Genomic DNA, 25,081 nt, shown 5'->3' on the forward strand with positions numbered 1-25,081 from the left:
ATCGCGGGGGTCCGAGGGAAGATACCCCTCGACCACCCCTGATCGCCTGCGAAACGCGAATCCCAGACGGAGTGCCGGGCGTTCGACGACGGCGTCAGCGTCGAGCGGCGTACTGCTCGCGCACGATCGGGCGCGGGTCGGCGTCGAGCTCGGCGGCGATCGCGAGCGGCCATGCCGGACGTTCGCCCGTGAGCGCCCACGCAGCCTGCACGGCGGCGCCGCGGGCGACGTACTCGCCGGGCTCGGGCACGACGACCGGCACGCCCAGCACCTGCGCCGCGACGCGCTGCACCGCCGCGCTCTGCGCCGCGCCGCCGATCAGCAGCGCACGCGACGCCCTGGCGCCGTGCGCGCGTACGGCATCGAGGCCCTCGGCGAGGCCGCACAGCACGCCCTCGATCGATGCGCGAGCGAGGCCTTCGCGCGTCGTCGACGCGAGCGTCATGCCGAAGAGCGTCGCCGTCGCATCCGGCAGGTTCGGCGTGCGCTCGCCCTCGAACCACGGCTGCAGCACGAGGCCGTCCGCGCCGGGTGCGGCGGCGAGGGCCAGCGCGCCGAGCTCGGCATGGTCGACGCCGAGCAGCGTGGCGGTCGCGTCGAGCACGCGGGCCGCGTTGAGGGTCGTGACGAGCGGCAGGAACCCGCCTGCGGCATCCGCGAACCCGGCGACCGTGCCGGTGGGATCCTGCGCTGGCATGTCGGCGACGGCGAAGACGGTGCCGGAGGTGCCGATCGACACGCACACGTCGTCGGCGACGGCACCGAGCCCGAGCGCGGCGCCGGCGTTGTCGCCCGCACCAGCACCCACGACGACGTCGCGCAGTCCACGCACGGATGCGTCGGGAGCGAGGACGCGAGGCAGCACGACGCCGGATGCGTCGCGGCGCAGCGCACGCGACAGCAGGTCGACGTCGTACCTGCTGGTCGTGGGGTCGAAGTAGGCCGAGCCGCTCGCGTCGGAGCGGTCGGTGACGAGCTCGTCGAGCACGGGGCCGTGCTCGGAGGCGCCGCGCGGGCCGTAGCCCCGCAGCCGCCACGTGAGCCAGTCGTGGGGGAGCGCGATCGCCGCGATGCGCGCGGCGTGCTCGGGCTCCTCGTCGGCGAGCCAGCGCGCCTTCGCCGCCGTGAACGACGCGACGGGCACGACGCTCGTGCGGGCGACGAACGCCTCCGCGCCGACCTCGTCGACGAGCGCGGCTGCGGCGGCGGCCGCGCGGGTGTCGTGCCAGAGCGTCGCCGGACGGATGACCTCGCCGTCGGCGTCGAGCGGCACGAGCCCGTGCTGCTGGCCGGCGATCGCGACGGCGGCGACGTCGGCGATGCCGCCGGCGGCGGCGATCGCCTGCTGCAGCGAGGCCCACCACCGCGCAGGGTCGATCTCGCGATCGGCGGGATGCGAGGCACGCCCCCCGCGCACGAGGCGGCCGTCGGCGGCGTCGCACACGACGACCTTGCAGCCCTGCGTCGACGCGTCGATGCCTGCGACGAGCGTCATCGTGCGACCCGATGGGCGATCGGGTCGGCGACCTGGGCTGGCTCGGGGTGCGGCATCGATGCCTCCTCACGTGTGCCCGACGAGCCTACGTGCAGGCGTCCGGTCGCTCGTGGCACCCGACTGGTCGCTCGTGGCAGTGATCGGTCGCCCGTGGCGACCACGAGCGACCACCGTCGGGCCCGACGCTCGACGCCCGACGCAGGATCAGGCGAAGCCGAGACGCTTGCGCAGCATCTCGACGTGCCCCTTGGCCTTCGTGTTGTAGAACGCATGCTCGATGCGACCCTCGGCGTCGACGACGAGCGTCGTGCGCCGCACGCCCTGCACCGTCTTGCCGTAGAGCTGCTTCTCGCCGAACGTGTCGTACGCGAGGTGCACCTGCAGGTCCTCGTCGCTCAGCAGCGGGAAGGGGATCGCGTCGCGCGCCGCGAAGCTCGCGAGTCGCTCGACCGGGTCGCGCGAGATGCCGAGCACCGTCAGCCCCTCGGCGGCGAGCGACTCGATCGCGTCGCGGAAGCCGCACGCCTGCTGCGTGCATCCCGGCGACATCGCCTGCGGGTAGAACCAGAGGATCACGCGCTGGCCGCGCAGATCCGACAGCCGCACCTGCGTGCCGTCGTGGGCGGGGAGGACGAAGTCCGGAGCGAGATCACCGACGGCGAGAGGCATGGATCCATGATCGCGGTCGGAGGATGCCTCTGCACCGTGCTAGAGTGATTCCTCGGTTCGCAGTGATGCGCCGAGCACCTCTAGCTCAATTGGCAGAGCAGTTGACTCTTAATCAATTGGTTCCGGGTTCGAGTCCCGGGGGGTGTACGACAGAAGGCCCCGTCTCCAGTGGAGACGGGGCCTTCGCTGTCTCCGGACGCGCGCAGCGAGCGCAGGCGGGATGCTCGCGCGTCACGACGACGCATCCCTCGCCTCGCCGCCGTCGCGACGCTTGCGACGCCGCTGCAGCGCGCGAAGGCCGATCGTCGACACGAGCATGCTCGCGGCGAGCACGACGCCGCCGAGCACGCCCTGGGTGTCGTACAGCAGCCACGACAGGCCGAGCAGCACGAAGACCCACGCGGCGCGACCGAACGCCTGCGACTGCGGCCAGTAGGGCTGGAAGAGCACCCCCATCGAGGCGCCCAGCACGGTGGCGCCGATGATCCGGTAGGCGAGGGTGAGGTCGACTGCGACGGTCTCCATCGCACCACCATGCCAGTCGCGCTCGACCGCGACCGGGCTCCGCGCATCGCCGCCCCGCGCTCGTCGCAGGGGGAGCGCGGCCTTGTCGCGCGGCGGTCGCTGCGTGGATGCTTGGGCGCATGCGGACGATCGCGGCGGTGCTCGCCACCGTCATGGCGTGCGCGCTGGCGGGATGCGCGGCGCCCGAACGTGCGGAGCCGCCGCCTGCGCTGACCGCCGAGATCGTGCAGGAGCGCGGCGACGTCGCCGACGGCCTCGTGGGGATCGTCGTGACGAACGCATCCGACCGCGACGTCGTCGTCGACCACGCCGAGTACCACTCGTCGGCGCTCGTCGCGCCGCTGATCGGCGGCGACGACTCCAGCATCCCCGCCGGGGCGACGCGCTCGCTGCGCGGCGAGCTGCCCGCGCCGACATGCGACGACGCACCGCTCGACGACGAGGTCGTCGTCGTCCTGGGGGACGGCACCGAGGTGCGGCTCGACCCCGGCGATCCCTACGACCAGATCGCGACGCTCACCGACGCTCCGTGCACGAGGCTCGAGGTCGAGGCCGTCGCCACGCTCGCCTGGGGGCTCGTCGCGGTGCCGCAGCCCGCGCTCGGCGCCGACGCCACCGTGCGGCTCGAGGTGACGCCGACGGGGGAGGGCACGCTCGAGCTCGTCTCGGTGTCGTCGACCGTGCTCCTCGCCGTCGTCGACGCTGCGGGCGCACGCGCCGAGTCCGTGGCGCTCGGCGTCGCGGTCGAGCCGGGCGGCGCTGCCCAGGAGGCGTCGTGGGTCGTGCGCCCCGGCCGCTGCGACGCGCACGCGATCGCCGAGGACAAGCAGGGCACGATCTTCACGGTCGAGGTGCTCCTCGACGGCGAGCCGCGCACGCTGCAGCTGATGGCCGACGACGCGACGCGCGACGACCTGCTGGCCTACGTCGCCGCGTCCTGCGGCCTCACGTGAGGTCGCAGGCCCGCGGTGAGCGAGCTACTGCCGGTAGGACGCGAGGAAGTTGCCGAGGCGCTCGATCGCGACCGTCAGGTCGTCGGCGTAGGGCAGCGTCACGATGCGGAAGTGGTCGGGCGCCGGCCAGTTGAAGCCCGAGCCCTGCACGACGAGGATCTTCTCGCGCAGCAGCAGGTCGAGCACGAGCTGCTGGTCGTCGCGGATCTCGTGCACCTCCGGGTCGAGGCGCGGGAACGCGTACAGCGCGCCGCGCGGCGCGACGACCGAGACGCCCTCGATCGAGCGCAGCCCGGCCACGGCGGCGTCGCGCTGCTCGAGCAGCCTGCCGCCCGGCGAGAGCAGATCCTCGATCGACTGGTGGCCCGTGAGGGCCGTCTGGATGCCGTACTGCGCGGGCACGTTGGGGCACAGTCGCGTCGAGGCGAGCAGGTCGATGCCCTGCAGGAACCCCTGCGCGTGATGCTTCGGACCGGAGATGACCATCCATCCGGCTCGGAAGCCCGCGGCGCGGTAGGTCTTCGACAGCCCGTTGTACGTGATCGTCAGCAGGTCGGGCGCGAGCGACGCGATCGAGGTGTGCACGGCGTCGTCGTACAGGATGCGGTCGTAGATCTCGTCGGCGAGGATCAGCAGCGAGTGCTTGCGCGCGAGCTCGACGAGGCCGCGCAGCACCTGCGGCGAGTAGACGGCGCCCGTGGGGTTGTTGGGGTTGATCACGACGAGCGCCTTCGTGCGCGGCGTGATCTTCGACTCGAGGTCGTCGAGGTCGGGCTGCCAGCCTGCGGTCTCGTCGCACAGGTAGTGCACGGGCGTGCCGCCGCCGAGGCTCGTCATCGCCGTCCACAGCGGGTAGTCGGGGGCGGGGATCAGCACCTCGTCGCCCTCGTCGAGCAGCGCCTGCATCGTGATCGTGATGAGCTCGGAGACGCCGTTGCCGAGGTAGACGTCGTCGACCGTGAGCTGCGGGAACCCCTCGACGCCCTCGTAGCGCGCCACGACGGCGCGGCGGGCGGAGAGGATGCCCTTCGACTCCGAGTAGCCCTCCGCGTTGCGGATCTCGGCGATCATGTCCTGCACGATCGTCTCGGGCGTCTCGAACCCGAACGGCTTCGGGTTGCCGATGTTGAGCTTGAGGATGCGGTGCCCCTCCGCCTCGAGCCTCGCGGCCTCGGCGTGCACCGGTCCGCGGATCTCGTAGAGGACGTGCTTCAGCTTCGACGACTGGTCGAGCGACTTGAGCTCCATCGCTCCATGCTAGGTCGGCCGCCCGGCTGCGCGGCGCGTCCACTGCGGAGTCCGCGGCCCGCCTGCGCGGTCGCCGACGCCGATGCGGCGCGAGGCAGCAGGCGGCCGGCCCGGGTGCGTCAGCGCCGCGGCAGCTGCAGCAGGCCGCCCTCGACGCGGCACGTCGCCGCGGCGATCGCCATCGCGTCGGCGAGCACGTCGGGCCACAGGTCGTCGCCGATGTCGTAGCCGGACAGCTCGGCGTCGCCGATCGCCGCAGCGACGGCGGCGATCGTCGCGTCACCCGCGCCGATCGTGTCGACGATGGGCGCATCCATCGGATGGATGGGCGCGAAGATCGCCGCCGTGGGCGTGTGCAGCGTCGCACCCTGCGGTCCCTCGGTGACGAGCACCGCGGCGGCGCCCGCCGACCGCAGCCTGGACGCGACGGCGTGGGGCTCCGTGCCCCACACGAGCTCGGCATCCTCGTCGCCCACCTTCACCAGCCGCGCCCGCGCCGCGACGCGCTCGACGGCCTCGCGGAAGCGCACGACGTGCTCGGGCGTCGGCAGGTACCCGGGCCTCGGATTGGGGTCGACGACGAGGCGGCGCTCGGGGCTCGCGATGCGCAGGAGGGGCTCGACCTGCGCGGCGTCGTCGAACGCGAGGCACGACACGACGACGAGGTCGGCGGCGTCGAGCAGCGGCAGCAGCGGGGCGACGTCGACGTGCCTGCGCACGCCTGCCTCGTTGAAGACGTAGCGCATCGTGTCGCCGTCGCGCGTGGCGGTCGCCGTGGCGGTGCCGAGCGGCGCGGGCGTCGGCGCGAGCCGCACGCCGTGCGCGGCCGCATGCGCCGCCAGCAGCGTTCCCGCCTCGTCGTCCGCGACCATCGCGACGAGGTCGACGTCGGCGCCGAGGCGCGCGAGCCCGACCGCGACGTTCAACGCCGCGCCTCCCGGCACGCTGCGGCCGTCGACGACGTCGACGAGCGCGTCGCCCACGACGGCGATGCGCGTCACGGCCGCGACCGTCGGCGAGGAGGCATCGTCGCTGCGCTCAGAGACCGAGCTCGCGGTCGAGCTCCTCGGCGCGCACCCGCTTGTCGTCGTCGAGCACGGAGCCGATCGCGAGGGCGATGCCGATGCCCCACGACGCCCACAGCAGGCCGAGGCGCCAGTCGCGGGGTCCCTCGCGGGTCATCTTCACGACGCCGATGCCGCTCGCGACGGCGGCGAGGAAGCCAGGATTCATGATGAACTTGCGCACGCGCTCACGCTATCGAAGCCGAGGCTCGAGCGTGCAGGGGTCGACAACGGCCGACGAGGGCGACCGGTCGCGACCGCCCGGCGGGTCAGCCCTGACCCAGGTGCTTCCTGGCGAAGTCGATCGTCTCCTGGATGAGCGCGAGGCGATCCTTCTCGGTGCGCACGCCCCGCGTCTTGATCTCGGCGATGATCTGGCCGCCGAAGTCGGTCGCGGCGAGCATCTGCAGCACCTCGGCGACGGGCTCGTTGCCGCGGCCGGGCACGAGATGCTCGTCGGAGGTGCGGTTCTTCGTGCCGCCGATGCCGTCGGTGAGGTGCAGATGCCGCAGCCTGGGGCCGAGGTCCTTCGCGAGCTCGAGGGAGTCGCGGCCGGCGAGGGCGCAGTGCGAGAAGTCGAGCGTCGCGTGGCGCACGTCCATGAGGCTCGGGTCGATGCCGGGCAGGTAGGCCTTGCGGTCCTTGCCTCCCGTGCGCCAGGGGAACATGTTCTCGACGGCGATCGCGACGTCGTACTTGTCCTCGGTGGCGCGCACCGAATCCTCGAACGTCGCGGCGTACTTGCCCTGCCAGCGGAACGGGGGGTGCACGACGACCGTCGAGGCGCCCGTGTCGACGGCGAGCTGCGCCGATCGCTCGAGCTTCACGAAGTCGTCCCTGCCCCACACGAAGGTCGTCAGCAGCAGCGTGGGCGCATGGATCGCGAGGATCGGCTGGTCGTACGCCTTCGCGAGCACCTTCAGGCGGTCGGCGTCGCGGGTCTTGGCGTCGGTGGTGACCATGACCTCCACGCCGTCGTAGCCGGCCTCGGCCGACAGGCGGAAGCCGTCCTCGACTCCTCTGGGGAAGACGCTGATGGTGCTGAGTCCGACGGGGATCACTCGCACGACGGTAGCGGCATCCGGGCCACGACGCGCGCGCTGGCCCGTGAGGATGCCGTGACTCGCTCGCGGCGCTCCTAGACTCGGGCGCATGGCGATCGACATCAAGCCGCGCTCGCGCGCGGTCACCGACGGCATCGAGGCGACGACGAGCCGCGGCATGCTGCGCGCCGTCGGCATGGGCGACGACGACTGGGACAAGCCGCAGATCGGCATCGCGTCGTCGTGGAACGACATCACCCCATGCAACCTGTCGCTCGACCGGCTCGCGCAGGGCTCCCGGGAGGGCGTGCACGCAGGCGGCGGCTACCCGCTGCAGTTCGGCACCATCTCCGTCTCCGACGGCATCTCGATGGGCCACGAGGGCATGCACTTCTCGCTCGTGAGCCGCGAGGTCATCGCCGACTCCGTCGAGACCGTCGTCATGGCCGAGCGCCTCGACGGCACGGTGCTGCTGGCCGGCTGCGACAAGTCGCTGCCCGGCATGCTCATGGCTGCCGCTCGCCTCGACCTCGCGAGCGTCTTCGTCTACGCAGGCTCCATCGCGCCCGGCTGGGTCAAGCTCTCCGACGGCACCGAGAAGGAGCTCACGATCATCGACTCGTTCGAGGCCGTCGGCGCGTGCAAGGCGGGCACCCTCAGCGAGGAGGACCTCAAGCGCATCGAGTGCGGCTTCGCACCGGGCGAGGGCGCGTGCGGCGGCATGTACACCGCCAACACGATGGCGTGCATCGCCGAGGCGCTGGGGATGAGCCTTCCGGGCTCGTCGACGCCGCTGTCGGCAGACCGTCGCCGCGACATGTTCGCGCACCGCTCGGGCGAGGCCGTGGTCGAGATGCTGCGCAAGGGCATCACCGCCCGCGACATCCTCACGCGCAAGGCCTTCGAGAACGCCATCACCGTCGCGATGGTGCTCGGCGGCTCGACGAACGCCGTGCTGCACCTCCTCGCGATCGCCCACGAGGCGGGCGTCGAGCTGACGCTCGAGGACTTCCGCGAGATCGGCGCCCGCTCGCCGCACCTCGCCGACGTCAAGCCGTTCGGGCGCTTCGTCGCGCAGGACTTCGACCGCGTCGGCGGCATGCCCGTCGTCATGGCGGCGCTGCTCGAGGCGGGGCTCCTGCACGGCGACGCCCTCACGGTCACCGGCAGGACGGTCGCCGAGAACCTCGCCGACCTCGCGCCGGCGCCGCTCGACGGCACCGTCGTGCGCACGCTCGACGACCCGATCCACGCGACCGGCGGCCTCACGGTGCTGCACGGCTCGCTGGCTCCGGAGGGTGCCGTCGTGAAGACCGCCGGCTTCGACGCCGAGACGTTCGAGGGCCCCGCGCGCGTGTTCGAGCGCGAGCGCGCCGCGATGGACGCCCTCACCGAGGGACGCATCGCGAAGGGCGACGTCGTCGTCATCCGCTACGAGGGCCCCAAGGGCGGCCCGGGCATGCGCGAGATGCTGGCCATCACCGCCGCCATCAAGGGCGCAGGGCTCGGCAAGGATGTACTACTGTTGACGGACGGACGATTCTCAGGCGGCACAACCGGCCTCTGCATCGGACACATCGCGCCCGAGGCGGTGGACTCAGGTCCCATCTCCTTGGTCCGTGATGGCGACACCATTCGCGTCGACATCCCGGCTCAGCGCATCGACCTACTGGTCGACGACGCCGAGCTCGCATCCCGCCGAGAGGCCTGGGAGCCGCTTCCGCCGCGCTACACGCGGGGAGTCCTCGCAAAGTACGCCCGCCTCGTGCGCTCCGCCGCACAGGGCGCCGTCACGGGCTGACGCACGCATCCGCGTCACCAAGGAGATCGCCATGACCATCGCGCCACGTCCGACGCCGCCTCGGGTGCAGGGGCCTGAGGTCCTCACCGGCTCCGGCGCCATCCTGCGCTCGCTCGAGACGCTCGGCGTGACCGACGTCTTCGGGCTGCCAGGCGGCGCCATCATCCCGTTCTACGACGAGCTCATGCAGCAGTCGGCCGTGCGGCACATCCTGGTGCGCCACGAGCAGGGCGCTGGCCACGCCGCCGAGGGCTACGCGTCCGCGTCGAACAAGGTCGGCGTCGCGATCGCCACGAGCGGCCCCGGCGCGACGAACCTCGTGACCGCCATCGCCGACGCCTACATGGACTCCGTGCCGCTCGTGGCCATCACGGGGCAGGTCTTCAGCCACCTCATGGGCACCGACGCGTTCCAGGAGGCCGACATCACGGGCATCACGATGCCCATCACGAAGCACTCGTTCCTCGTGACCGACGCGGCAGACGTGCCGAGCGTGCTGCAGGCGGCGTTCCACATCGCCTCCACCGGCAGGCCCGGCCCCGTGCTCGTCGACGTCACGAAGGATGCGCAGCAGCAGTCGGCGCCGTTCGTGTGGCCCGACCGCATCGACCTGCCCGGCTACCGTCCCGTCACGAAGGCGCACGGCAAGCAGATCCAGGCGGCAGCCGCGCTGCTGGCGCAGTCCGAGCGGCCCGTGCTGTACGTCGGCGGCGGCGTCATCCGCGCGAAGGCGTCGGCCGAGGTGCACGAGCTCGCCGAGGCGATCGGCGCCCCCGTCGTGACGACGCTCATGGCACGCGGCGCGTTCCCCGACTCGCACCCGCAGCACCTGGGCATGCCAGGCATGCACGGCACGGTGCCCGCGGTGCTCGCGCTGCAGGAGTCCGACCTCATCCTCGCCCTCGGCGCCCGCTTCGACGACCGCGTCACGGGCAAGGCCTCCGAGTTCGCGCCCGGGGCGAAGGTCATCCACGTCGACGTCGACCCCGCCGAGATCTCGAAGATCCGCACGGCCGACGTGCCGATCGTCGGCGACGTGCGCGACGTTGCCTCCGACCTGACGGTCGCGTTCCAGGACGCCGTCGCTGCGAGCCGCCCGGACCTCACCGACTGGTGGGAGCGGCTGCACGGCCTGCAGGAGCGCTTCCCGCTGGGCTTCGCGCCCACGACCGACGGCAAGCTCGCGCCGCAGCAGGTCATCCAGCGCATCGGCGAGCTCACCGGCCCCGAGGGCGTCTACGCCTCCGGCGTCGGCCAGCACCAGATGTGGGCGGCGCAGTTCATCAGGTACGAGCGCCCCAACGCATGGCTCAACTCCGGTGGCGCGGGCACGATGGGCTACGCCGTGCCCGCCGCGATGGGCGCGAAGGTCGCCGAGCCGGATCGCGTGGTGTGGGCGATCGACGGCGACGGCTGCTTCCAGATGACGAATCAGGAGCTCGCCACGTGCGCGCTCAACGACATCCCCATCAAGGTCGCGATCATCAACAACTCGTCGCTCGGCATGGTGCGGCAGTGGCAGAACCTCTTCTACGAGGGCCGCTTCTCGTTCACCGACCTCGAGACCGGTGACGACGCCCGCATGATCCCCGACTTCGTGAAGCTCGGCGAGGCGTACGGCTGCCTCGCGATCCGCGTCACGAAGGAGGAGCAGATCGACGACGCGATCCGGCTCGCCCTCGAGACCAACGACCGCCCCGTCGTCATCGACTTCATCGTCTCCAAGGACTCGATGGTGTGGCCGATGGTGCCGCAGGGCGTCTCCAACTCCTTCGTGCAGTACGCCAAGGAGCACAGCCCGGAGTGGGGTGAAGAGTGATGACCACGCACGTGCTCTCCCTCCTGGTGGAGGACAAGCCAGGACTCCTGACGCGCGTCGGCGGGCTCTTCGCCCGCCGCGGCTTCAACATCGAGTCGCTCGCGGTCGGCAAGACCGAGATCCCTGGGCTCTCGCGCATCACGGTCGTCGTCGACGTCGAGGGCCTGCCGCTCGAGCAGGTCACGAAGCAGCTGAACAAGCTCATCAACGTCGTGAAGATCGTCGAGCTCGAGCCTGCCGGCTCGGTGCAGCGCGAGCACATGCTCATCAAGGTCAAGGTCGACAACGCGACCCGCTCGCAGATCCTCGAGGCGACGAACCTGTTCCGCGCCCGCGTCGTCGACGTGACGACGGATGCGCTCGTCATCGAGGTCACGGGCGACAGCGCGAAGTGCCAGGCGCTGCTGCGCCTGCTCGAGCCGTACGGCATCAAGGAGATCGCCCAGTCGGGCCTCCTCGCCATCGGCCGAGGCGGCAAGTCGATCTCCGAGCGCGTGCTGCGCGGCTGACGCGCACGCACCCAGTCCGTCCAGAACCAGAGAACACCAACGAGGAGCGATCCCCCATGACCGAGGTCATCTACGACGACAAGGCCGATCTGGGCCTCATCCAGGGCAAGAAGGTCGCCGTCATCGGCTACGGCTCGCAGGGCCACGCCCACGCGCAGAACCTGCGCGACTCGGGCGTCGACGTGCGCATCGGACTCAAGGCCGAGTCGAAGAGCCGCGCGAAGGCGGAGGAGGCGGGCTTCACCGTCGGCACGAACCGCGAGGTCGCCGAGTGGGCCGACGTCATCGTCATCCTCGCGCCCGACCAGCACCAGCGCGGCATCTACGCCGACGACATCGAACCCGTGCTCGCCGAGGGCAAGACGCTGCTGTTCAGCCACGGCTTCAACATCCGCTTCGACTACATCCAGGCGCCAGAGGGCGTCGACGTCGTGCTCGTCGCCCCGAAGGGCCCGGGCCACACCGTGCGTCGCGAGTACGAGGCCGGCCGCGGCGTGCCCGTGATCGTCGCCGTCGAGGTCGACGCGACCGGCTCGGCGTGGGATCTCGCGTGGTCGTACGCGAAGGCGATCGGCGGCCTGCGCGCCGGCGGCATCAAGACGACGTTCACCGAGGAGACCGAGACCGACCTGTTCGGCGAGCAGGCCGTGCTGTGCGGTGGCACGTCGCAGCTCGTGCAGTACGGCTTCGAGACGCTCATCGAGGCCGGCTACCAGCCCGAGATCGCCTACTTCGAGGTGCTCCACGAGCTGAAGCTCATCGTCGACCTCATGTGGGAGGGCGGCATCGCGAAGCAGCGCTGGTCGATCTCCGACACGGCCGAGTACGGCGACTACGTCTCGGGCCCCCGCGTCATCAGCCCCGACGTGAAGACGAACATGCAGGCCGTGCTCGCCGACATCCAGTCCGGCGCGTTCGCGAAGCGCTTCATCGAGGACCAGGACGCCGGCGCGCCGGAGTTCAACCGTCTCCGTCAGGAGCAGGCCGGCCACCCGATCGAGGCGACCGGCAAGCAGCTGCGCTCGCTCTTCGCGTGGGAGCAGCCCGACGCCGACTATACGGACGGCTCCGCCGCCCGCTGACCCCGCGCCCTTCGGGGCGAGCGAACCCTTGGAGGTTCTCGGCCGCGTGTGACCTCACAAGCGGCCGAGAACCTCCGATCGTCTTCGGCGAGCGGTGCGGCGACCTCAGCGGGACAGGTGCCGGTCGACCAGGGCGGGGGAGAGCACGTGCTGCCGCACCAGGATCGCCGCACCGCGTGCACCCGCGAGCGCACCGCCCTGCGACTGCACGATCGACAGATGCTGCGTCGCGAGCGGGATGGAGCGCCGGTAGACGACCTCGCGCACGCCTGCGAGCAGCTGCTCGCCCGCACGGGCGATCGAGCCGCCCAGCACGATGACGGCGGGGTTGTGCAGGCTCACGACGAGCGCGAGCGCCTCGCCGAGCACGCGTCCGGCCTCGCGGGTGATCTCGAGCGCATCGGCATCGCCTGCGCGCAGCAGGGCGACGACGTCGTCGCCCGATGACGCCGCGATGCCGCGCGCCTCGAGCGCCTGGGCGATGGCAGTGCCGCTCGCGATGGCCTCGAGGTCGCGTTCGTCGCCCGGCGCGCGCAGCGGTGAGGGGCTGTACGGCACGCGGATGTGCCCGAGGTCGCCTGCTGCACCGTCTGCGCCGCGCTGCAGCACGCCGCCAGCGATGATGCCGGCCCCGATGCCCGTCGCGACCTTCACGAACACGAGGTCGGCGTGGCGTGCGCCGCTCGCCGCGTGCTCGCCGAGGGCGAGGATGTTGACGTCGTTGTCGACGAGGACCGGCACGGGGAACGCGTGCTGCACGTGCCCGGGGATGTCGAAGCGATCCCAGCCGGGCATGATCGGCGGATTCACGGGTCTGCCCGTCGCGTGCTCGACGGGGCCGGGCACGCCGATGCCGACGCCCACGACGTCGGTCGCGTCGCGATCGGCCTGGTCGAGCAGCGCCCTGGCGTGCGAGAGGGCCGCGTCGAGGGCGGAGGTGGGACCGTCTGCGATGTCGAGCGCGAGCGAGACCGAGGCCAGCACCGTCGCGGCGAGGTCGGTGATCGCGACGTTCGCGTGGCGCGCGCCGAAGTCGATCGCGACGATCGTGCCCCCGGTGGGGTCGAACGCGAGCATCGAGGGCGGGCGGCCGCCCGTCGACGTCGTCGCGCCAGCCGCGCGGAGGAGCCCGGCAGCGGCGAGCGCATCGATGCGCGCCGCGATGGTCGCGCGGCCGAGGCCCGTGGCCTCCACGAGCTCGGCGCGCGTGCGGGCGCGGCCGTCGAGGAAGTGCTGCAGGAGCACGCCGGCGCTCGTCGGATGCGGTGGCGTCACCAGCGACATGCGGCCTCCTCGCGTGGCGCCGCGGTGGTGCGGCGGGGTTCAACGCTAGCCGACGAGACTTGAGTCGGTGTCATGTTCGACTTTTGCTTGGACGACAGCAAAAGTGATGCTACGTTCGTGCCGAACCGGAGCAATCTCGATGAGGAGACCCGAGCCGATGAGCGACATCGCACTGCAGCTGTACTCGATCCGCGAGCGCATCACGACCGAGGGGCTCGCTCCCTCGCTCGCCAGCGCCGCCGCCCGCGGCTTCGACCGCATCGAGCTGTTCAACATCCTCGAGTGGGCCGAGGAGCTGCGCACCGAGCTGCCCGCCAACGGCCTCACGGCGCCGACGGCGCACGCGCGCCTCCTCGGCGAGGACCAGCCCGCGATCTTCGCCGCCGCCGCCTCGCTCGGCGTCGAGACGATCATCGACCCCTTCACCGAGCCCGAGCTCTGGACGAGCCGCGACGACGTGCTGCGCATCGCAGAGCACCTCAACGCCTCCGCGGCGGGTGCGCGCGAGCACGGCCTCGCCCTCGGCTACCACAACCACTTCTGGGAGGCGGAGTCGATCATCGACGGCCGCACCGCGCTCGAGGTGCTCGCCGACGCGCTCGACCCCGAGGTCGTGCTCGAGGTCGACGCGTACTGGGCGGCCGTCGGCGGCGCCGACGTGCCCGCGCTCCTGCGCGCGCTCGGCGACCGCGTCGTCGCGCTGCACCTCAAGGACGCCCCGCTCGTCGACGGCGCCCTCTCGAAGGACCGCCACGACCAGCTGCCCGTCGGCGAGGGCGCGATCGACTGGACCGCGATCCTCGACGCCGCCCCCTCCGCCCGCCTGCTCGTCGTCGAGTTCGACGAGTACCGCGGCGACATCTACGACGGCGCGGCCGCGAGCCTCGCCGGCATCCGTGCGCTCACCGACGCGCGCTGACACCCCGACCACGCAGACCCAACACCTCATCGTCGGCGCACGCCGACACCCGCCCGTCCGGCAGCGTCGCCGAGCGGGATGCACGCACGACAGGACGAAGGAGTTCCGATGACGCGCATCAAGACCATCGTGGGGGCCGCAGCCGCGGCCACCGTGCTGCTGGGAGCCAGCGGCTGCGCCGCAGGCGACGACGGCGGCGGCAGCGAGTCGATCACCTGGTGGGCCACCCAGCAGACCGCGACGATCGGCGACTCCGAGGCGGCCTACCAGGAGTCGATCGACCGCTTCACCGACGAGACCGGCATCGAGGTCGAGTTCGAGGTCATCCCGTGGGCCGACCTCTACAACCGCATCCTCACCGCCATCTCCTCCGGCACCGGTCCCGACGTGCTCAACATCGGCACGACGTGGACCGGCTCGCTGCACGACACCGGAGCCCTCTCGACCGTCGAGGGCGACTCGCTCGACTGGCTCGGCGGCACCGACCGCTTCGTGCCCGCCGTCTACGAGGCCGCGCAGGTGCCTGGCGAGACGCAGGACGCCGTGCCGTTCCTCTCCAACGTGTACTCGCTCTACTACAACCCCGCGCTCTTCGCCGCAGCGGGCATCACCGAGCCGCCCGCGACGTGGGAGGAGTTCGTCGAGGTCGGCCAGCAGCTCACCGTCGACACCGACGGCGACGGCGCCATCGACCAGTGGGGCTTCTCGGGCGCCGCGGCCAACGTGCAGCAGAACGCGCACATGGCGTTCATCCTCGGCCAGCAGCACGGCGGCGACTTCGTCGACGACGAGGGCGAGGCGACGCTCGACAGCGACGGCCAGGTCGCGGGCGTCGAGGCGTACGTCGACCTCATGACCGAGTCGGCGATCATGGCGCCCAGCAACGCCGAGATCGACCTCGGTGCCGACGCCGTCGACCAGTTCATCAACGGCGACGCCGCGATGATCCTGCAGCAGAACCCCGTCGAGCAGTTCACGAGCCGCGACTTCACCGACTGGGCCATCGCGCCGACGCCGGTGCTCGACGGCGGCGAGGACGTGGAGTCGATGGTCGCGGGCACGAACATCACCGTGCTCGTCGACTCGCCCAACCAGGAGTCGGCGTTCGACTTCGTCGAGCACATGACGAGCGTCGAGGAGCAGGCGTTCCTCTCCTCGTCGTTCGGCCTCCTCCCGGTCGTGGCCGACGCGTACGACGAGCCGCTGCTCGCCGACTCGGGCGACACGACCCTCGAGGTGCGGCGTGACGCGCAGGCCGACGCCTCGGCGCCCTTCCCGCTCGTCGGCAACATCGGCGAGATCGAGGCCGCGGTCGGCAACGCCGTGCGCGAGGCGTTCCAGGCCTACGCCACCGGCGGCGACGTCGACGTCGCCGGTCGCCTCGCGGCCGCGAACGGCCAGGTGCGCTGACCCATCCGTCACGGGGCCGGCGCGCGAGCGCCGGCCCTGCCCGACAGGAGGCATCATGACCACCACCGCAACCCGCCCCGAGGTCGCCGCATCCGCGCCGACGCCGACGAGGAAGCCCGCAGCGCCCCGTCGCGGCACCCAGCAGCACAAGGACCGCAGGCTCGCCTACCTGCTCATCCTCCCCGCGGTGCTGCTCGAGCTGCTCATCCACATCATCCCGATGATCCTCGGCGTGTGGATCGCCTTCATCGAGCTCGACCAGCGCTCGCTGCGCAACTGGCTGCAGGCGCCGTTCATCGGCCTCGACAACTTCGCACGCGGCCTCGACCCCTCGAGCGCCATCGGCTCCGAGTTCCTCGGCTCCGTCGGACGCACCGCCGTGTACGTCGTGCTGACGCTCGGCGTCTCGTGGGTGCTCGCGATGGCGGCCGCCGTGTTCCTCACGTCGAGCTTCAAGGGGCGCGGCCTGCTGCGCACGCTGTTCCTCGTGCCGTACGCGATCCCGACGTACGTCGGCACGCTCGCGTGGGGCTTCATGCTCAACCAGCAGGACGGCGTCGTCAACCAGGTCCTCGTCGACTGGCTCGGCTTCTCGGGCGATCGGCCCTACTGGCTCATCGGCGACAACTCGTTCATCTCGCTCGTCGTCGTCTCGATCTGGTCGATGTGGCCCTTCGCGTTCCTCATGCTGCTCGCAGCGCTGCAGAACGTGCCGACCGACGTCTACGAGGCCGCGTCGCTCGACGGCGCCTCGAACTGGAAGCAGTTCTGGACCATCACGCTGCCGATGATCCGCCACGCCAACGCGGCGCTCGTGCTCATCCTGGGGCTCTGGCTCTTCAACCAGTTCAACATCCCCTACGTGCTGTTCGGTCCGCAGTCGCCCGTCCAGGCCCTGCTGATCTCACCGCTCATCTACCAGAACTCGTTCCTGCTGTGGGACTTCGGCGCCGGTGGAGCCATGAGCTTCCTGCTGCTGCTCGCGCTGCTGGTCGTGTCGGTGTTCTACATCCGACTCGTGCTGCCGAAGGGAGGCGACCTCGATGATTGAGACCCGCGGATTCAAGGTCGCGAGGGCCATCACCCTCACGCTGCTGTCCATCTTCGTGCTCGTGCCGCTGTGGATCATCGTCACGACGGCGTTCAAGCCGCTCTCCGACGTGTCGGGCGACTTTACGTGGATCCCGACGACGTGGACGATCCAGCCGTTCATCGACATGTGGTCGACGGTGCCGCTCGCGCGCTACTTCACGAACTCGCTCATCGTCACCGTCACGGCCACGGCGTTCTCGGTGATCGTGTCGATCCTCGCGTCGTACGCGCTCGCCCGGCTGTCGTTCCGCGCCAAGCGGCCCTTCAGCCTCGTGATCCTGTCGACGCAGATGTTCCCCGGGATCCTGTTCCTGCTGCCGCTGTTCCTCATCTTCACGCAGATCCAGCGCACGATCGGGCTGCAGCTCACCGGCAGCCACCTCGGCATGATCGTCACCTACATGACCTTCACGCTGCCGTTCTCGATCTGGATGCTCACGGGCTACATGCGAGCGATCCCGGCTGCGCTCGAGGAGGCCGCGATGATCGACGGCACCGGCAGGCTCGGCGCGCTGTTCCGCGTCATCCTGCCCGTCGCGAGACCCGGCATCGTCGCGGTCGCCGTGTACTCGTTCATCACCGCATGGGGAGAGGTGCTCTTCGCCGCGGTGCTCTCGAGCAACGCGACGCGCACCCTGCCCATCGGGCTCCAGGCATACTCCTCGGAGTCGGACGTGCTGTGGAACCAGCTCATGGCGGCGTCGATCGTCGTCTCGATCCCCATCCTCGTCGGCTTCCTGCTCGTCCAGCGGCACCTCGTCGCCGGACTCTCGGCAGGAGCCGTCAAGTGACCATCGAAGGAGGCAGCGTGACGCTGCAGACCCCCGTCGGCATCGGCTTCATCGGTGCGGGCATGATCAGCGAGCAGTACCTGACGAACCTCGCGCAGTACCCCGACGTGCGCGTCGTGATCCTGGGCGACCTCGACGTCGACCGCGCTCGTGCGCAGGCCGACAGGCACGGCGTGGCCGACGCGGGCACGCCGGACGACGTGCTCGCGCACCCGGACGTGCAGCTGATCGTGAACCTCACGATCCCCGCTGCCCACGCCGAGGTGTCGCTGCGCGCCGTCGAGGCGGGCAAGCATGTGTGGAGCGAGAAGCCCATCGCCGTCGACCTCGACTCCGCACGGGGCCTGCTCGCCCGTGCCGACGAGCTGGGGCTGCGCGTGGGCATCGCACCCGACACCGTGCTGGGCCAAGGCGTGCAGAGCGGCCTGCGCGCCATCGAGCGCGGCGTGATCGGCGAGCCGATCGGCGCGACGACCGTCATGCAGTACGCGGGTCCGGACCTGTTCCACCCGAATCCGGAGTTCCTCTTCGCACCCGGAGCGGGCCCCGTGTTCGACATGGGCCCGTACTACCTCACGACCCTCGTGAGCGCGCTCGGCGCCATCCGTCGCGTCTCGGCCGTCGGCCGCACGCCGCAGCCCACCCGGACCATCAAGGTCGGCGACCGGGCGGGGGAGTCGTTCCCCGTCGACGTGCCCACGCACGTGCACGTGCTCATCGAGCTCGAGCACGGCGTCGCGCAGTCGACCTTCTCGTGGGACACCGCCTACCGCCGCGGCGGGGTCGTCGAGATCACCGGATCCGAGGGGACGCTGCGCATCCCCGACCCCAACATGTTCGAGGGCGACCTCGAGGTCACGCGCGTCGGCGAGGACTTCCGCGCCGACAGCACGTGGGAGGCCGTCGAGGTCGAGGGCGCCGTCGGCGGCCGGGGCATCGGCATCGTCGACATGGTGCGCGCGATCCGCGAGGGCAGGCCGCACCGCGCCTCCGGCGAGCTCGCCCTCCACGTGCTCGAGGCGATGATCGCGATCGACGCGTCGATCCGCACGGGTCAGCCCGTGACGCTCGACTCGAGCGTCGAGGCCATGGTGCCCGTCGAGACCGACTTCGACCCGACGACGCCGCACTCGGCGGTGCCGGCGTGACCGCCAGGACCCGGGTCGGGATCCTCGGCGGCGGATTCATGGCGCGCGTGCACGCGCACGCCGCACGCTCCGCGCGGGCCGACCTCGTGGGCATCGCCTCCTCGTCGCCTGCTCGCGCCGCCGAGGCTGCCGAGGCGCTCGGCGTCGCCACCGCGATGCCCGATGCCGCATCGCTCATCGCCGCGGGCGTCGACGTCGTGCACGTCTGCACGCCCAACACGACCCACGCGTCCCTCGCCGCGCAGGCCATCGCGGCAGGCAGGCACGTCGTGTGCGAGAAGCCGCTCGCGACGAGCGTCGAGGAGGCGCGGGCGCTCGTCGACGCGCTCGACGCCTCCGGGCTCGTCGGCGCCGTGCCGTTCGTGTACCGCTACCACCCGATGGTGCGCGAGGCGCGGGCGCGGCTCGCCGCGAGCGGCGAGGCGCTGCTGTCGGTCGATGCCGCGTACCTGCAGGACTGGATGCTGCTGCCCGGCGACGCGAACTGGAGGGCCGGATCCGATCTCGGCGGCCCGTCGCGCGCGTTCGCCGACATCGGCTCGCACCTGCTCGACCTCGTGGAGTTCGTCGCAGGCGAGCGCATCGTGTCGCTCGCCGCGACGACGCGCACCGTCTTCGAGCGGCGCGGCGACGCATCCGTGTCGAACGAGGACATCGCCGGCGTGCTCTTCCGCCTCGACGGCGGCGCCGTCGGCACGGCGCTCGTGACGCAGATGGCACCGGGACGCAAGAACGCCCTGACGATCGAGTGGCACGCAGCCGATGCGAGCTACCGGTTCGAGCAGGAGCGGCCGGACGAGCTGTGGATCGGCGAGCGCGCAGGCTCCAGGCTGCTGCAGCGCGACCCCGACACGCTCTCGCCGGACGCCGCGCGACTCTCGCGCGTGCCCGGCGGGCACCCCATGGGGTACCAGGACGCCTTCGACGCGTTCGTCGCCGACGCGTACGCTGCGATCGCGGGCGAGGCGCCGGACGGGCTCCCCACCTTCCACGACGGCCTCCGCGCCGCCGTGCTCACGGATGCGGTGCTGCGGTCGGCCGCCTCCGGCGAGTGGATCGACGTCTCGACGACCGCACGAGCGAGGAGCGTGGCGGCATGAGCGAGCGAACGCAGCACGGATCGACGCAGCAGGCACGGCATCCCGTGACGCTGTTCACGGGGCAGTGGGCAGACCTGCCCTTCGAGGAGGTCGCGCGCCTCGCGTCGGAGTGGGGCTACGACGGGCTCGAGATCGCCGCCTCCGGCGATCACCTCGACCTGGCGCGAGCCGACGAGGACGACGCGTACGCGCAGTCGCGCCTCGACATCCTCGACCGCCACGGGCTGCAGGTGTTCGCGATCTCGAACCACCTCGCCGGCCAGGCCGTGTGCGACGACCCCATCGACTTCCGGCACCAGGCGATCCTGCGCGACTCCGTCTGGGGCGACGGCGACGCGGAGGGGGTGCGGCAGCGCGCCGCGGAGGACATGCAGCGCTCGGCGCGCGTGGCGCGCAAGCTGGGCGTCGACACCGTCGTCGGCTTCACGGGCTCGTCGATCTGGCAGTACGTCGCGATGTTCCCGCCCGTGCCCGCCGATCGCATCGACGCGGGCTACGAGGACTTCGCGAGGCGGTGGAACCCCATCCTCGACGTGTTCGACGGCGAGGGCGTGCGGTTCGCGCACGAGGTGCATCCGAGCGAGATCGCCTACGACTACTGGACGAGCGTGCGCACCCTCGAGGCCATCGACCATCGGGAGGCGTTCGGGTTCAACTGGGATCCGTCGCACATGCTGTGGCAGCAGGTCGACCCCGTCGCGTTCATCTGGGACTTCCAGGACCGCATCTACCACGTCGACTGCAAGGACACGCGCCTGCGGCCGGCGAACGGCCGCGCAGGCGTGCTCGGCTCGCACCTGCCGTGGGGCGACCCGCGTCGCGGATGGGACTTCGTCTCGACCGGCCACGGCGACATGGCGTGGGAGGACGCGTTCCGGGCGCTCGCCGCCATCGGCTACGACGGCCCCATCTCGATCGAGTGGGAGGACGCGGGCATGGACCGCCTGCACGGCGCTGCCGAGGCGGTCACGCGCATCCGCGAGCTGCTGTGGCAGCTGCCGACCGCATCGTTCGACGCGGCCTTCTCGAACCAGTAGGCCCCGGGCTCGACGCCAGCTGAGGCGCTCGGCCGCGTTCGCTGTCGAACGCGGCCGAGAACCTCGTATCCTGCGTGCGTGGACGACGAGACGGCCGAGGGTGCGATCGCAGCCCGCTGGATGCGGTTCGCGACGATCGAGGGGGATGCACGCAGCCCCCGCTACGCCGACTGGGCGCGCGGACTCGCCGCCGACGACGCGCTGCTGACACGCCTCGCCCCGCTCAGCCGCATCGAGCAGCAGCCGAACCTCGTGCTGGCGGCCATGCGCTTCGCGGGCGTCGACACGCGCCTGCCGTGGCCAGAGGCTGCAGCGCACGTGCACGAGCGGTGGGATGCGATCGAGGCATGCATCCGCACACGACGCACGCAGACGAACGAGGCCCGCAGGCTCGCGACGCTGCTGCCGGCGTTCGCGTCGCTGCCGCAGCCGCTCGCGCTCGTCGAGGTCGGCGCCTCCATGGGGCTGTGCCTGCAGCCGGACCGCTGGTCGTACGCGTTCGAGGGCGATGACGGCACGACGGTCGTCGGAGACGAGGGTGCCCCGCGACTCTCGACTCGGCTGCTCGGCGGGACGCCGGCGCCGAGGATGCCCGACGTCTCGTGGTCGGCGGGGCTCGACCTGAACCCGCTGTCTGCGGCGAGCGACGACGACGTGCGCTGGCTCGAGACGCTCATCTGGCCCGTCGGCGACGGCGCGCCCGACCGCGACCGGCTCGACCGGCTGCACGCGGCCGTCGCGATCGCGCGCGAGCACGGTCCCACCGTGGTGCGCGGCGATCTCGTGCGCGATGCGGCAGCCCTCGTCGACGAGGCGCGCGGACGGGCTGCGACGACCGTCGTGTTCCACACCGCCGTGCTCGCCTACGTCGCCGACGAAGGCAGGCGCGCGTTCGCCGAGACGATGCGCGGCAGCGACGCGACCTGGATCTCGAACGAGGGGCTCGGGGTTGGCAGCGCGGTGCGCGAGCGGCTCGACGCGCTCGGTGCGACGCACGACGAGGGCGACTTCTGCATCGCGGTCGACGAGCAGCCGTTCGCGCTCGCGGACGCGCACGGCCGCTGGGTGCGACCGCTCGCACGGTGACCGCGGAGCCGTCGCCATAGGCTCGGACGGTAGGGTTCCCAGGTGCCAGACGACGATCGCGATGCCCTCACGTGGGAGGGCGACGACGCCGACGAGACGCTCGTGACGCAGGACGCCGCCGCACCCGATGCCGCCGGCGCCGCCGCGACCGCTGCCGCGCCGACCGCCGTCGCAGCCGCGGGCGGCAGGACCACGAGCGTCGTGCGCGTCCTCTTCCTCGTCATCGCCATCGCGTGGGCTGCCGGCTGGGTGGTCGTGATGCTCGCGAACCCGTCGCAGCAGCAGACGATCCTGGCGCTCGCGATGTACCAGCTCGGCGAGCTGCTCGCCGTGCTCGCGCCGATCGGTTGGTGGCTCGCCGCCCGCAGGCTCGCCGCGCAGCCCGTGCCGTGGTGGATCGCGGGCGCGGTCGTCACCGCGCCGTGGCCGCTCGTGGTGGGGACGCTCGCATGACCGCCCGTCAGGATGCGGTCGAGCCGCACGAACCCGAGGATGCCGTGACGGCCGACGACGCCGCGCCCGCCCTGCGGTCGGAGGCCGAGGTCGACGTCGCCGACGCCGACGCGGACGCCACCCCCGCATCGCAGGTCGCCGAGGAGCCGGACGTCGCCGAGGAGCCGGACGCCGCCGAGGAGCCGGACGACGACGAGCCCGACGAGCGCCCGGAGCGCCGCAGCGACGTGGTGATCGTGACGCTCGTGTTCGTCGTGCTGTTCGCCTACCAGCTGTACTCGGCGGTCGCGAACCTCGTGGGCCTGCCGCAGGTCTACGCCGAGATCGGCATCGCCGAGCGCGTGCCGTGGGTCGTGCTGTACGCAGGCGTCGCGGTGCCGGCGGTGGCGTTCGCAGCCGCATCCGCCGTCTCCCGCGGCCGCAGGCTCGCTGCGCGCGCCGGCATCCTGCTGCTCGGCCTCGGCGTGAGCGCGCAGCTCACGCTGCTGCTCGAGGAGCTCGCCAGGCGCGCGGCGATCGCGGCGTTCGGCGGCTAGCGGCCCCCGACGGCCTCGAGCGCGTCAGATGGCGGCGAGCAGCACGAGGGCGCCGAGCACGACCTGCGCGATCGCGCGCGGCACGAGCGGCACCGCCGACGCACCGAACCGGTCGCGGTGCCGCGCGGCGTAGGCGTTCGCCGGGAACACGGCGATGAGCAGCGCGATGAGGCCGATGCCGGCTGCGAAGCGCACCGGATCCCACGGCGCGAGCAGGCCGAGACCGCCCACGATCTCGGCGACGCCCGAGATGAGCACGAGCGAGCGCGGCGAGCGGATGCCGGTGCCCTTCATGCCAGGCGGGATCATCGCACCCATGCCGCGCTGCACCTTCGGCACGAAGTGCAGCGCTCCCATCGCGACGAACACGACGGCGAGCGCGATGCGCAGCACCCATTGGACGACGAGGAAGGGATCCATCGCCTCCATCCTCGCGCATGCGGCGGGCGCCCGTGGCCCGCTACGGCTGCGGAGGTGCGCCGGGCGCGGGCGGCGGCGGCCACGGCACCTGCCCCTGCACGGGCGGCACCATCTGCGGCGGTGCGTAGCCGTGCGCGGGCGGCTGCGGCTGCAGGGTGGCGACGGGGCGTGCGGCGAGCTGCTGGGACTGCGCCGTCGAGCCGGGGCCGTCGGCGATCGGCTCGACCGTCACGGCCGTGCCGTAGGCGCAGATCTCGGTCCACGCCTGCGCGATCTCGTTCGCGTCGAACCGCATCGCGACGATTGCGTTGCCGCCGCGGCGCTGCGCCTCCTCGACCATGCGGCCCATGACCTGCATGCGCGACTCGACGAGCATCTGGGTGAACTCGGGGATCTCGCCGCCGCCGATCGAACGCCACCCTGCGACCCAGTTCGTGGCGGCGTCGCGGCTGCGCACCGTGAGCCCCATGACCTCGCCGTGCACCGCGAGGATGCGGAAGCCTGGCAGGTCGTTCGTCGTGACGATGATCATGGGCTCGAGTCTCCACCGCAGCGCTGGGTGCGCGCTGACCCCGCCTGGACGCGACGATGGGGCGCACGCGAACGTGCGCCCCATCGTGACGGTCGTCGGTGCCACGCGAGGTGGCATCGAGCGAGCGTCGGCTACGGTGCGACGAGCGTGTCGAACGCCTCGGGGTTCGCCTCGATCCACGCCTCGACGGCCTCGGACTCCTGGCCCTCGCCGTACTCGTTCACGACCATGTCCTCGAGCGACGCGTACTGCTCGTCGGTCAGCTGGATGCCTGCGATGTACTCGGCGGCCTCCGGGAACTCGTCGGCGAAGCCGTCGGTGCCGAGGAAGTGGAGGCCCTCCGACTCGCCCATGGCGCCCTGCGGGTCCTCGAGCGCACGGAGGTCGTAGGCCTCGTTCGCCCAGAACGGCGTCCACGAGGTCACGACGATGTCGCGCTCCTGGCTGATGGCGGTGTCGAGCTCGGCGAGCATCGCCGCGGTCGACGAGGTGACGAGCTCGTACGTGCCCTCGAGCTCGTACGTCGGCAGCATCGAGTCCTGCGTCTGCGCCGTGAGGCCCGCGCCCGGCTCGATGCCGAAGATCTGGCCGCCGAAGCGGTCGGCGTTCGCTGCGAGCTCGTCGATCGAGGTGATGTCGACGTAGTCGGGCACGGCGATCGTGAGCGCTGCACCCTCGTAGTAGGTGCCGAGGTCCTCGATCTGGTCGCCGTACTCCTCCATGTAGGAGGCGTGGGTCAGCTCCGGCCATGCCGACGGGTACATGTCGACGTCGCCCTGGGCGAGGCCGGTGTAGAGCGGTCCCGCCTCGGTGAGCTCCTGCATCTCGACGGTGTAGCCGAGCTGCTCCAGCTGGTTCTCGAGGAGGTAGGCGGTGCTGAGACCGTCGGTCCAGGAGGGGAGGAAGCCGAGCGTGATGGTGCCGAGGCTGTCGCCGTCGTCGCCGGAGCCACCCTCCGTCTGGTTGCCGCTCGCGCAGCCGGCGAGGGCGAGCGCGGATGCTGCGCCGATGGCGAGCATGCCGGTGAGGTGTCGAGTCTTCATCAGGGACCTTTCGTTCACGTGG

General features: G+C 71.6%; 26 protein-coding genes and 1 tRNA gene. 16 read left to right on the plus strand and 11 right to left on the minus strand.

Going from position 1 to position 25,081, the window contains the following annotated elements; translation table 11 throughout:
• Positions 1-94: 94 nt before the first annotated feature.
• Positions 95-1,495, minus strand: a complete 1,401-nt coding sequence (locus tag ACZ6H8_RS10050; RefSeq protein WP_464146659.1) for an FGGY family carbohydrate kinase — start codon at positions 1,493-1,495, stop codon at positions 95-97.
• A gap of 204 nt (positions 1,496-1,699) precedes the next feature.
• Complete coding sequence (gene bcp / locus ACZ6H8_RS10055; protein ID WP_464146661.1) at positions 1,700-2,164, minus strand: thioredoxin-dependent thiol peroxidase; 465 nt, start codon at positions 2,162-2,164, stop codon at positions 1,700-1,702.
• A gap of 74 nt (positions 2,165-2,238) precedes the next feature.
• Between bcp and ACZ6H8_RS10060 the strand changes: the two genes are divergently transcribed.
• Positions 2,239-2,311, plus strand: a tRNA-Lys gene (locus ACZ6H8_RS10060).
• 84 nt (positions 2,312-2,395) lie between these two features.
• On the opposite strand, the gene ACZ6H8_RS10065 is transcribed toward ACZ6H8_RS10060, so the two are convergent.
• Complete coding sequence (locus tag ACZ6H8_RS10065; RefSeq protein WP_464146662.1) at positions 2,396-2,689, minus strand: hypothetical protein; 294 nt, start codon at positions 2,687-2,689, stop codon at positions 2,396-2,398.
• Between the two features lie 119 nt (positions 2,690-2,808).
• Between ACZ6H8_RS10065 and ACZ6H8_RS10070 the strand changes: the two genes are divergently transcribed.
• A complete protein-coding gene (locus ACZ6H8_RS10070) occupies positions 2,809-3,642 on the plus strand; it encodes a hypothetical protein (RefSeq protein WP_464146664.1) in 834 nt (277 codons plus the stop codon).
• 24 nt (positions 3,643-3,666) lie between these two features.
• On the opposite strand, the gene ACZ6H8_RS10075 is transcribed toward ACZ6H8_RS10070, so the two are convergent.
• From ACZ6H8_RS10075 to ACZ6H8_RS10090, 4 genes are all read right to left on the minus strand, one after another.
• Positions 3,667-4,890 (minus strand): pyridoxal phosphate-dependent aminotransferase, encoded by a 1,224-nt coding sequence (locus ACZ6H8_RS10075; RefSeq protein ID WP_464146665.1) that lies wholly within the window; start codon positions 4,888-4,890, stop codon positions 3,667-3,669.
• A gap of 119 nt (positions 4,891-5,009) precedes the next feature.
• Positions 5,010-5,891 (minus strand): carbohydrate kinase family protein, encoded by an 882-nt coding sequence (locus ACZ6H8_RS10080; RefSeq protein WP_464146666.1) that lies wholly within the window; start codon positions 5,889-5,891, stop codon positions 5,010-5,012.
• Positions 5,892-5,928: 37 nt separating this feature from the next.
• The gene (locus ACZ6H8_RS10085) at positions 5,929-6,138 is read right to left on the minus strand and encodes a hypothetical protein (RefSeq protein WP_464146667.1); all 210 of its coding nucleotides are present in this window, start codon (positions 6,136-6,138) and stop codon (positions 5,929-5,931) included.
• Between the two features lie 85 nt (positions 6,139-6,223).
• The gene (locus ACZ6H8_RS10090) at positions 6,224-7,015 is read right to left on the minus strand and encodes a sugar phosphate isomerase/epimerase family protein (RefSeq protein WP_464146668.1); all 792 of its coding nucleotides are present in this window, start codon (positions 7,013-7,015) and stop codon (positions 6,224-6,226) included.
• Between the two features lie 91 nt (positions 7,016-7,106).
• On the opposite strand from ACZ6H8_RS10090, the gene ilvD reads away from it, so the two are divergent.
• The 4 genes from ilvD to ilvC are packed head-to-tail and all read left to right on the plus strand — an operon-like array spanning position 7,107 to position 12,208.
• Complete coding sequence (gene ilvD, locus ACZ6H8_RS10095; protein ID WP_464146669.1) at positions 7,107-8,798, plus strand: dihydroxy-acid dehydratase; 1,692 nt, start codon at positions 7,107-7,109, stop codon at positions 8,796-8,798.
• A 31-nt stretch (positions 8,799-8,829) separates the two neighbouring features.
• Entirely contained in the window at positions 8,830-10,617 is a 1,788-nt protein-coding gene (locus ACZ6H8_RS10100; protein WP_464146670.1) for an acetolactate synthase large subunit, read from the plus strand.
• On the plus strand, positions 10,617-11,126 hold the full coding sequence (gene ilvN, locus ACZ6H8_RS10105; protein ID WP_464146671.1) for an acetolactate synthase small subunit: 510 nt from the start codon (positions 10,617-10,619) through the stop codon (positions 11,124-11,126). Before ACZ6H8_RS10100 ends, ilvN begins: the two co-directional genes overlap by 1 nt.
• A 56-nt stretch (positions 11,127-11,182) precedes the next feature.
• The gene (gene ilvC / locus ACZ6H8_RS10110) at positions 11,183-12,208 is read left to right on the plus strand and encodes a ketol-acid reductoisomerase (protein WP_464146673.1); all 1,026 of its coding nucleotides are present in this window, start codon (positions 11,183-11,185) and stop codon (positions 12,206-12,208) included.
• A 105-nt stretch (positions 12,209-12,313) separates the two neighbouring features.
• Here the strand turns inward: ilvC and ACZ6H8_RS10115 are convergent, their stop codons facing one another.
• On the minus strand, positions 12,314-13,492 hold the full coding sequence (locus tag ACZ6H8_RS10115) for an ROK family protein (RefSeq protein ID WP_464146674.1): 1,179 nt from the start codon (positions 13,490-13,492) through the stop codon (positions 12,314-12,316).
• A 157-nt stretch (positions 13,493-13,649) separates the two neighbouring features.
• On the opposite strand from ACZ6H8_RS10115, the gene ACZ6H8_RS10120 reads away from it, so the two are divergent.
• The 10 genes from ACZ6H8_RS10120 to ACZ6H8_RS10165 all read left to right on the plus strand — a co-directional run bounded on the left by ACZ6H8_RS10120 (position 13,650) and on the right by ACZ6H8_RS10165 (position 23,064).
• Entirely contained in the window at positions 13,650-14,411 is a 762-nt protein-coding gene (locus tag ACZ6H8_RS10120; protein ID WP_464146675.1) for a sugar phosphate isomerase/epimerase family protein, read from the plus strand.
• A 108-nt stretch (positions 14,412-14,519) separates the two neighbouring features.
• Complete coding sequence (locus ACZ6H8_RS10125) at positions 14,520-15,821, plus strand: ABC transporter substrate-binding protein (RefSeq protein WP_464146676.1); 1,302 nt, start codon at positions 14,520-14,522, stop codon at positions 15,819-15,821.
• 55 nt (positions 15,822-15,876) lie between these two features.
• Positions 15,877-16,872, plus strand: a complete 996-nt coding sequence (locus ACZ6H8_RS10130; protein WP_464146677.1) for a carbohydrate ABC transporter permease — start codon at positions 15,877-15,879, stop codon at positions 16,870-16,872.
• Positions 16,865-17,704 carry a carbohydrate ABC transporter permease gene (locus ACZ6H8_RS10135; RefSeq protein ID WP_464146678.1) on the plus strand — a complete coding sequence of 280 codons (840 nt, stop codon included), beginning with the start codon at positions 16,865-16,867 and terminating at the stop codon, positions 17,702-17,704. The genes ACZ6H8_RS10130 and ACZ6H8_RS10135 overlap by 8 nt, the downstream gene beginning before the upstream one ends.
• A 17-nt stretch (positions 17,705-17,721) precedes the next feature.
• Positions 17,722-18,852: a Gfo/Idh/MocA family protein gene (locus tag ACZ6H8_RS10140; protein ID WP_464146679.1), complete on the plus strand. Its 1,131-nt coding sequence runs from the start codon at positions 17,722-17,724 to the stop codon at positions 18,850-18,852.
• The gene (locus ACZ6H8_RS10145; protein ID WP_464146680.1) at positions 18,849-19,952 is read left to right on the plus strand and encodes a Gfo/Idh/MocA family protein; all 1,104 of its coding nucleotides are present in this window, start codon (positions 18,849-18,851) and stop codon (positions 19,950-19,952) included. The genes ACZ6H8_RS10140 and ACZ6H8_RS10145 overlap by 4 nt, the downstream gene beginning before the upstream one ends.
• Complete coding sequence (locus ACZ6H8_RS10150) at positions 19,949-20,989, plus strand: sugar phosphate isomerase/epimerase family protein (RefSeq protein WP_464146681.1); 1,041 nt, start codon at positions 19,949-19,951, stop codon at positions 20,987-20,989. The genes ACZ6H8_RS10145 and ACZ6H8_RS10150 overlap by 4 nt, the downstream gene beginning before the upstream one ends.
• A gap of 78 nt (positions 20,990-21,067) precedes the next feature.
• The gene (locus ACZ6H8_RS10155) at positions 21,068-22,075 is read left to right on the plus strand and encodes a DUF2332 family protein (protein ID WP_464146682.1); all 1,008 of its coding nucleotides are present in this window, start codon (positions 21,068-21,070) and stop codon (positions 22,073-22,075) included.
• A gap of 42 nt (positions 22,076-22,117) precedes the next feature.
• The gene (locus tag ACZ6H8_RS10160; protein ID WP_464146683.1) at positions 22,118-22,528 is read left to right on the plus strand and encodes a hypothetical protein; all 411 of its coding nucleotides are present in this window, start codon (positions 22,118-22,120) and stop codon (positions 22,526-22,528) included.
• The gene (locus ACZ6H8_RS10165; protein ID WP_464146684.1) at positions 22,525-23,064 is read left to right on the plus strand and encodes a hypothetical protein; all 540 of its coding nucleotides are present in this window, start codon (positions 22,525-22,527) and stop codon (positions 23,062-23,064) included. Before ACZ6H8_RS10160 ends, ACZ6H8_RS10165 begins: the two co-directional genes overlap by 4 nt.
• A 24-nt stretch (positions 23,065-23,088) precedes the next feature.
• On the opposite strand, the gene ACZ6H8_RS10170 is transcribed toward ACZ6H8_RS10165, so the two are convergent.
• The 3 genes from ACZ6H8_RS10170 to ACZ6H8_RS10180 form a co-directional block, all read right to left on the minus strand.
• Positions 23,089-23,484, minus strand: coding sequence for a DoxX family protein (locus ACZ6H8_RS10170; protein ID WP_464146685.1), 396 nt, complete (start codon positions 23,482-23,484; stop codon positions 23,089-23,091).
• Positions 23,485-23,524: 40 nt separating this feature from the next.
• Complete coding sequence (locus tag ACZ6H8_RS10175; protein WP_464146686.1) at positions 23,525-24,016, minus strand: YbjQ family protein; 492 nt, start codon at positions 24,014-24,016, stop codon at positions 23,525-23,527.
• Positions 24,017-24,147: 131 nt separating this feature from the next.
• Positions 24,148-25,059 (minus strand): glycine betaine ABC transporter substrate-binding protein, encoded by a 912-nt coding sequence (locus ACZ6H8_RS10180; protein ID WP_464146687.1) that lies wholly within the window; start codon positions 25,057-25,059, stop codon positions 24,148-24,150.
• Positions 25,060-25,081: the final 22 nt, after the last annotated feature.

This window comes from Agrococcus sp. AC640b (genome assembly GCF_979255995.1).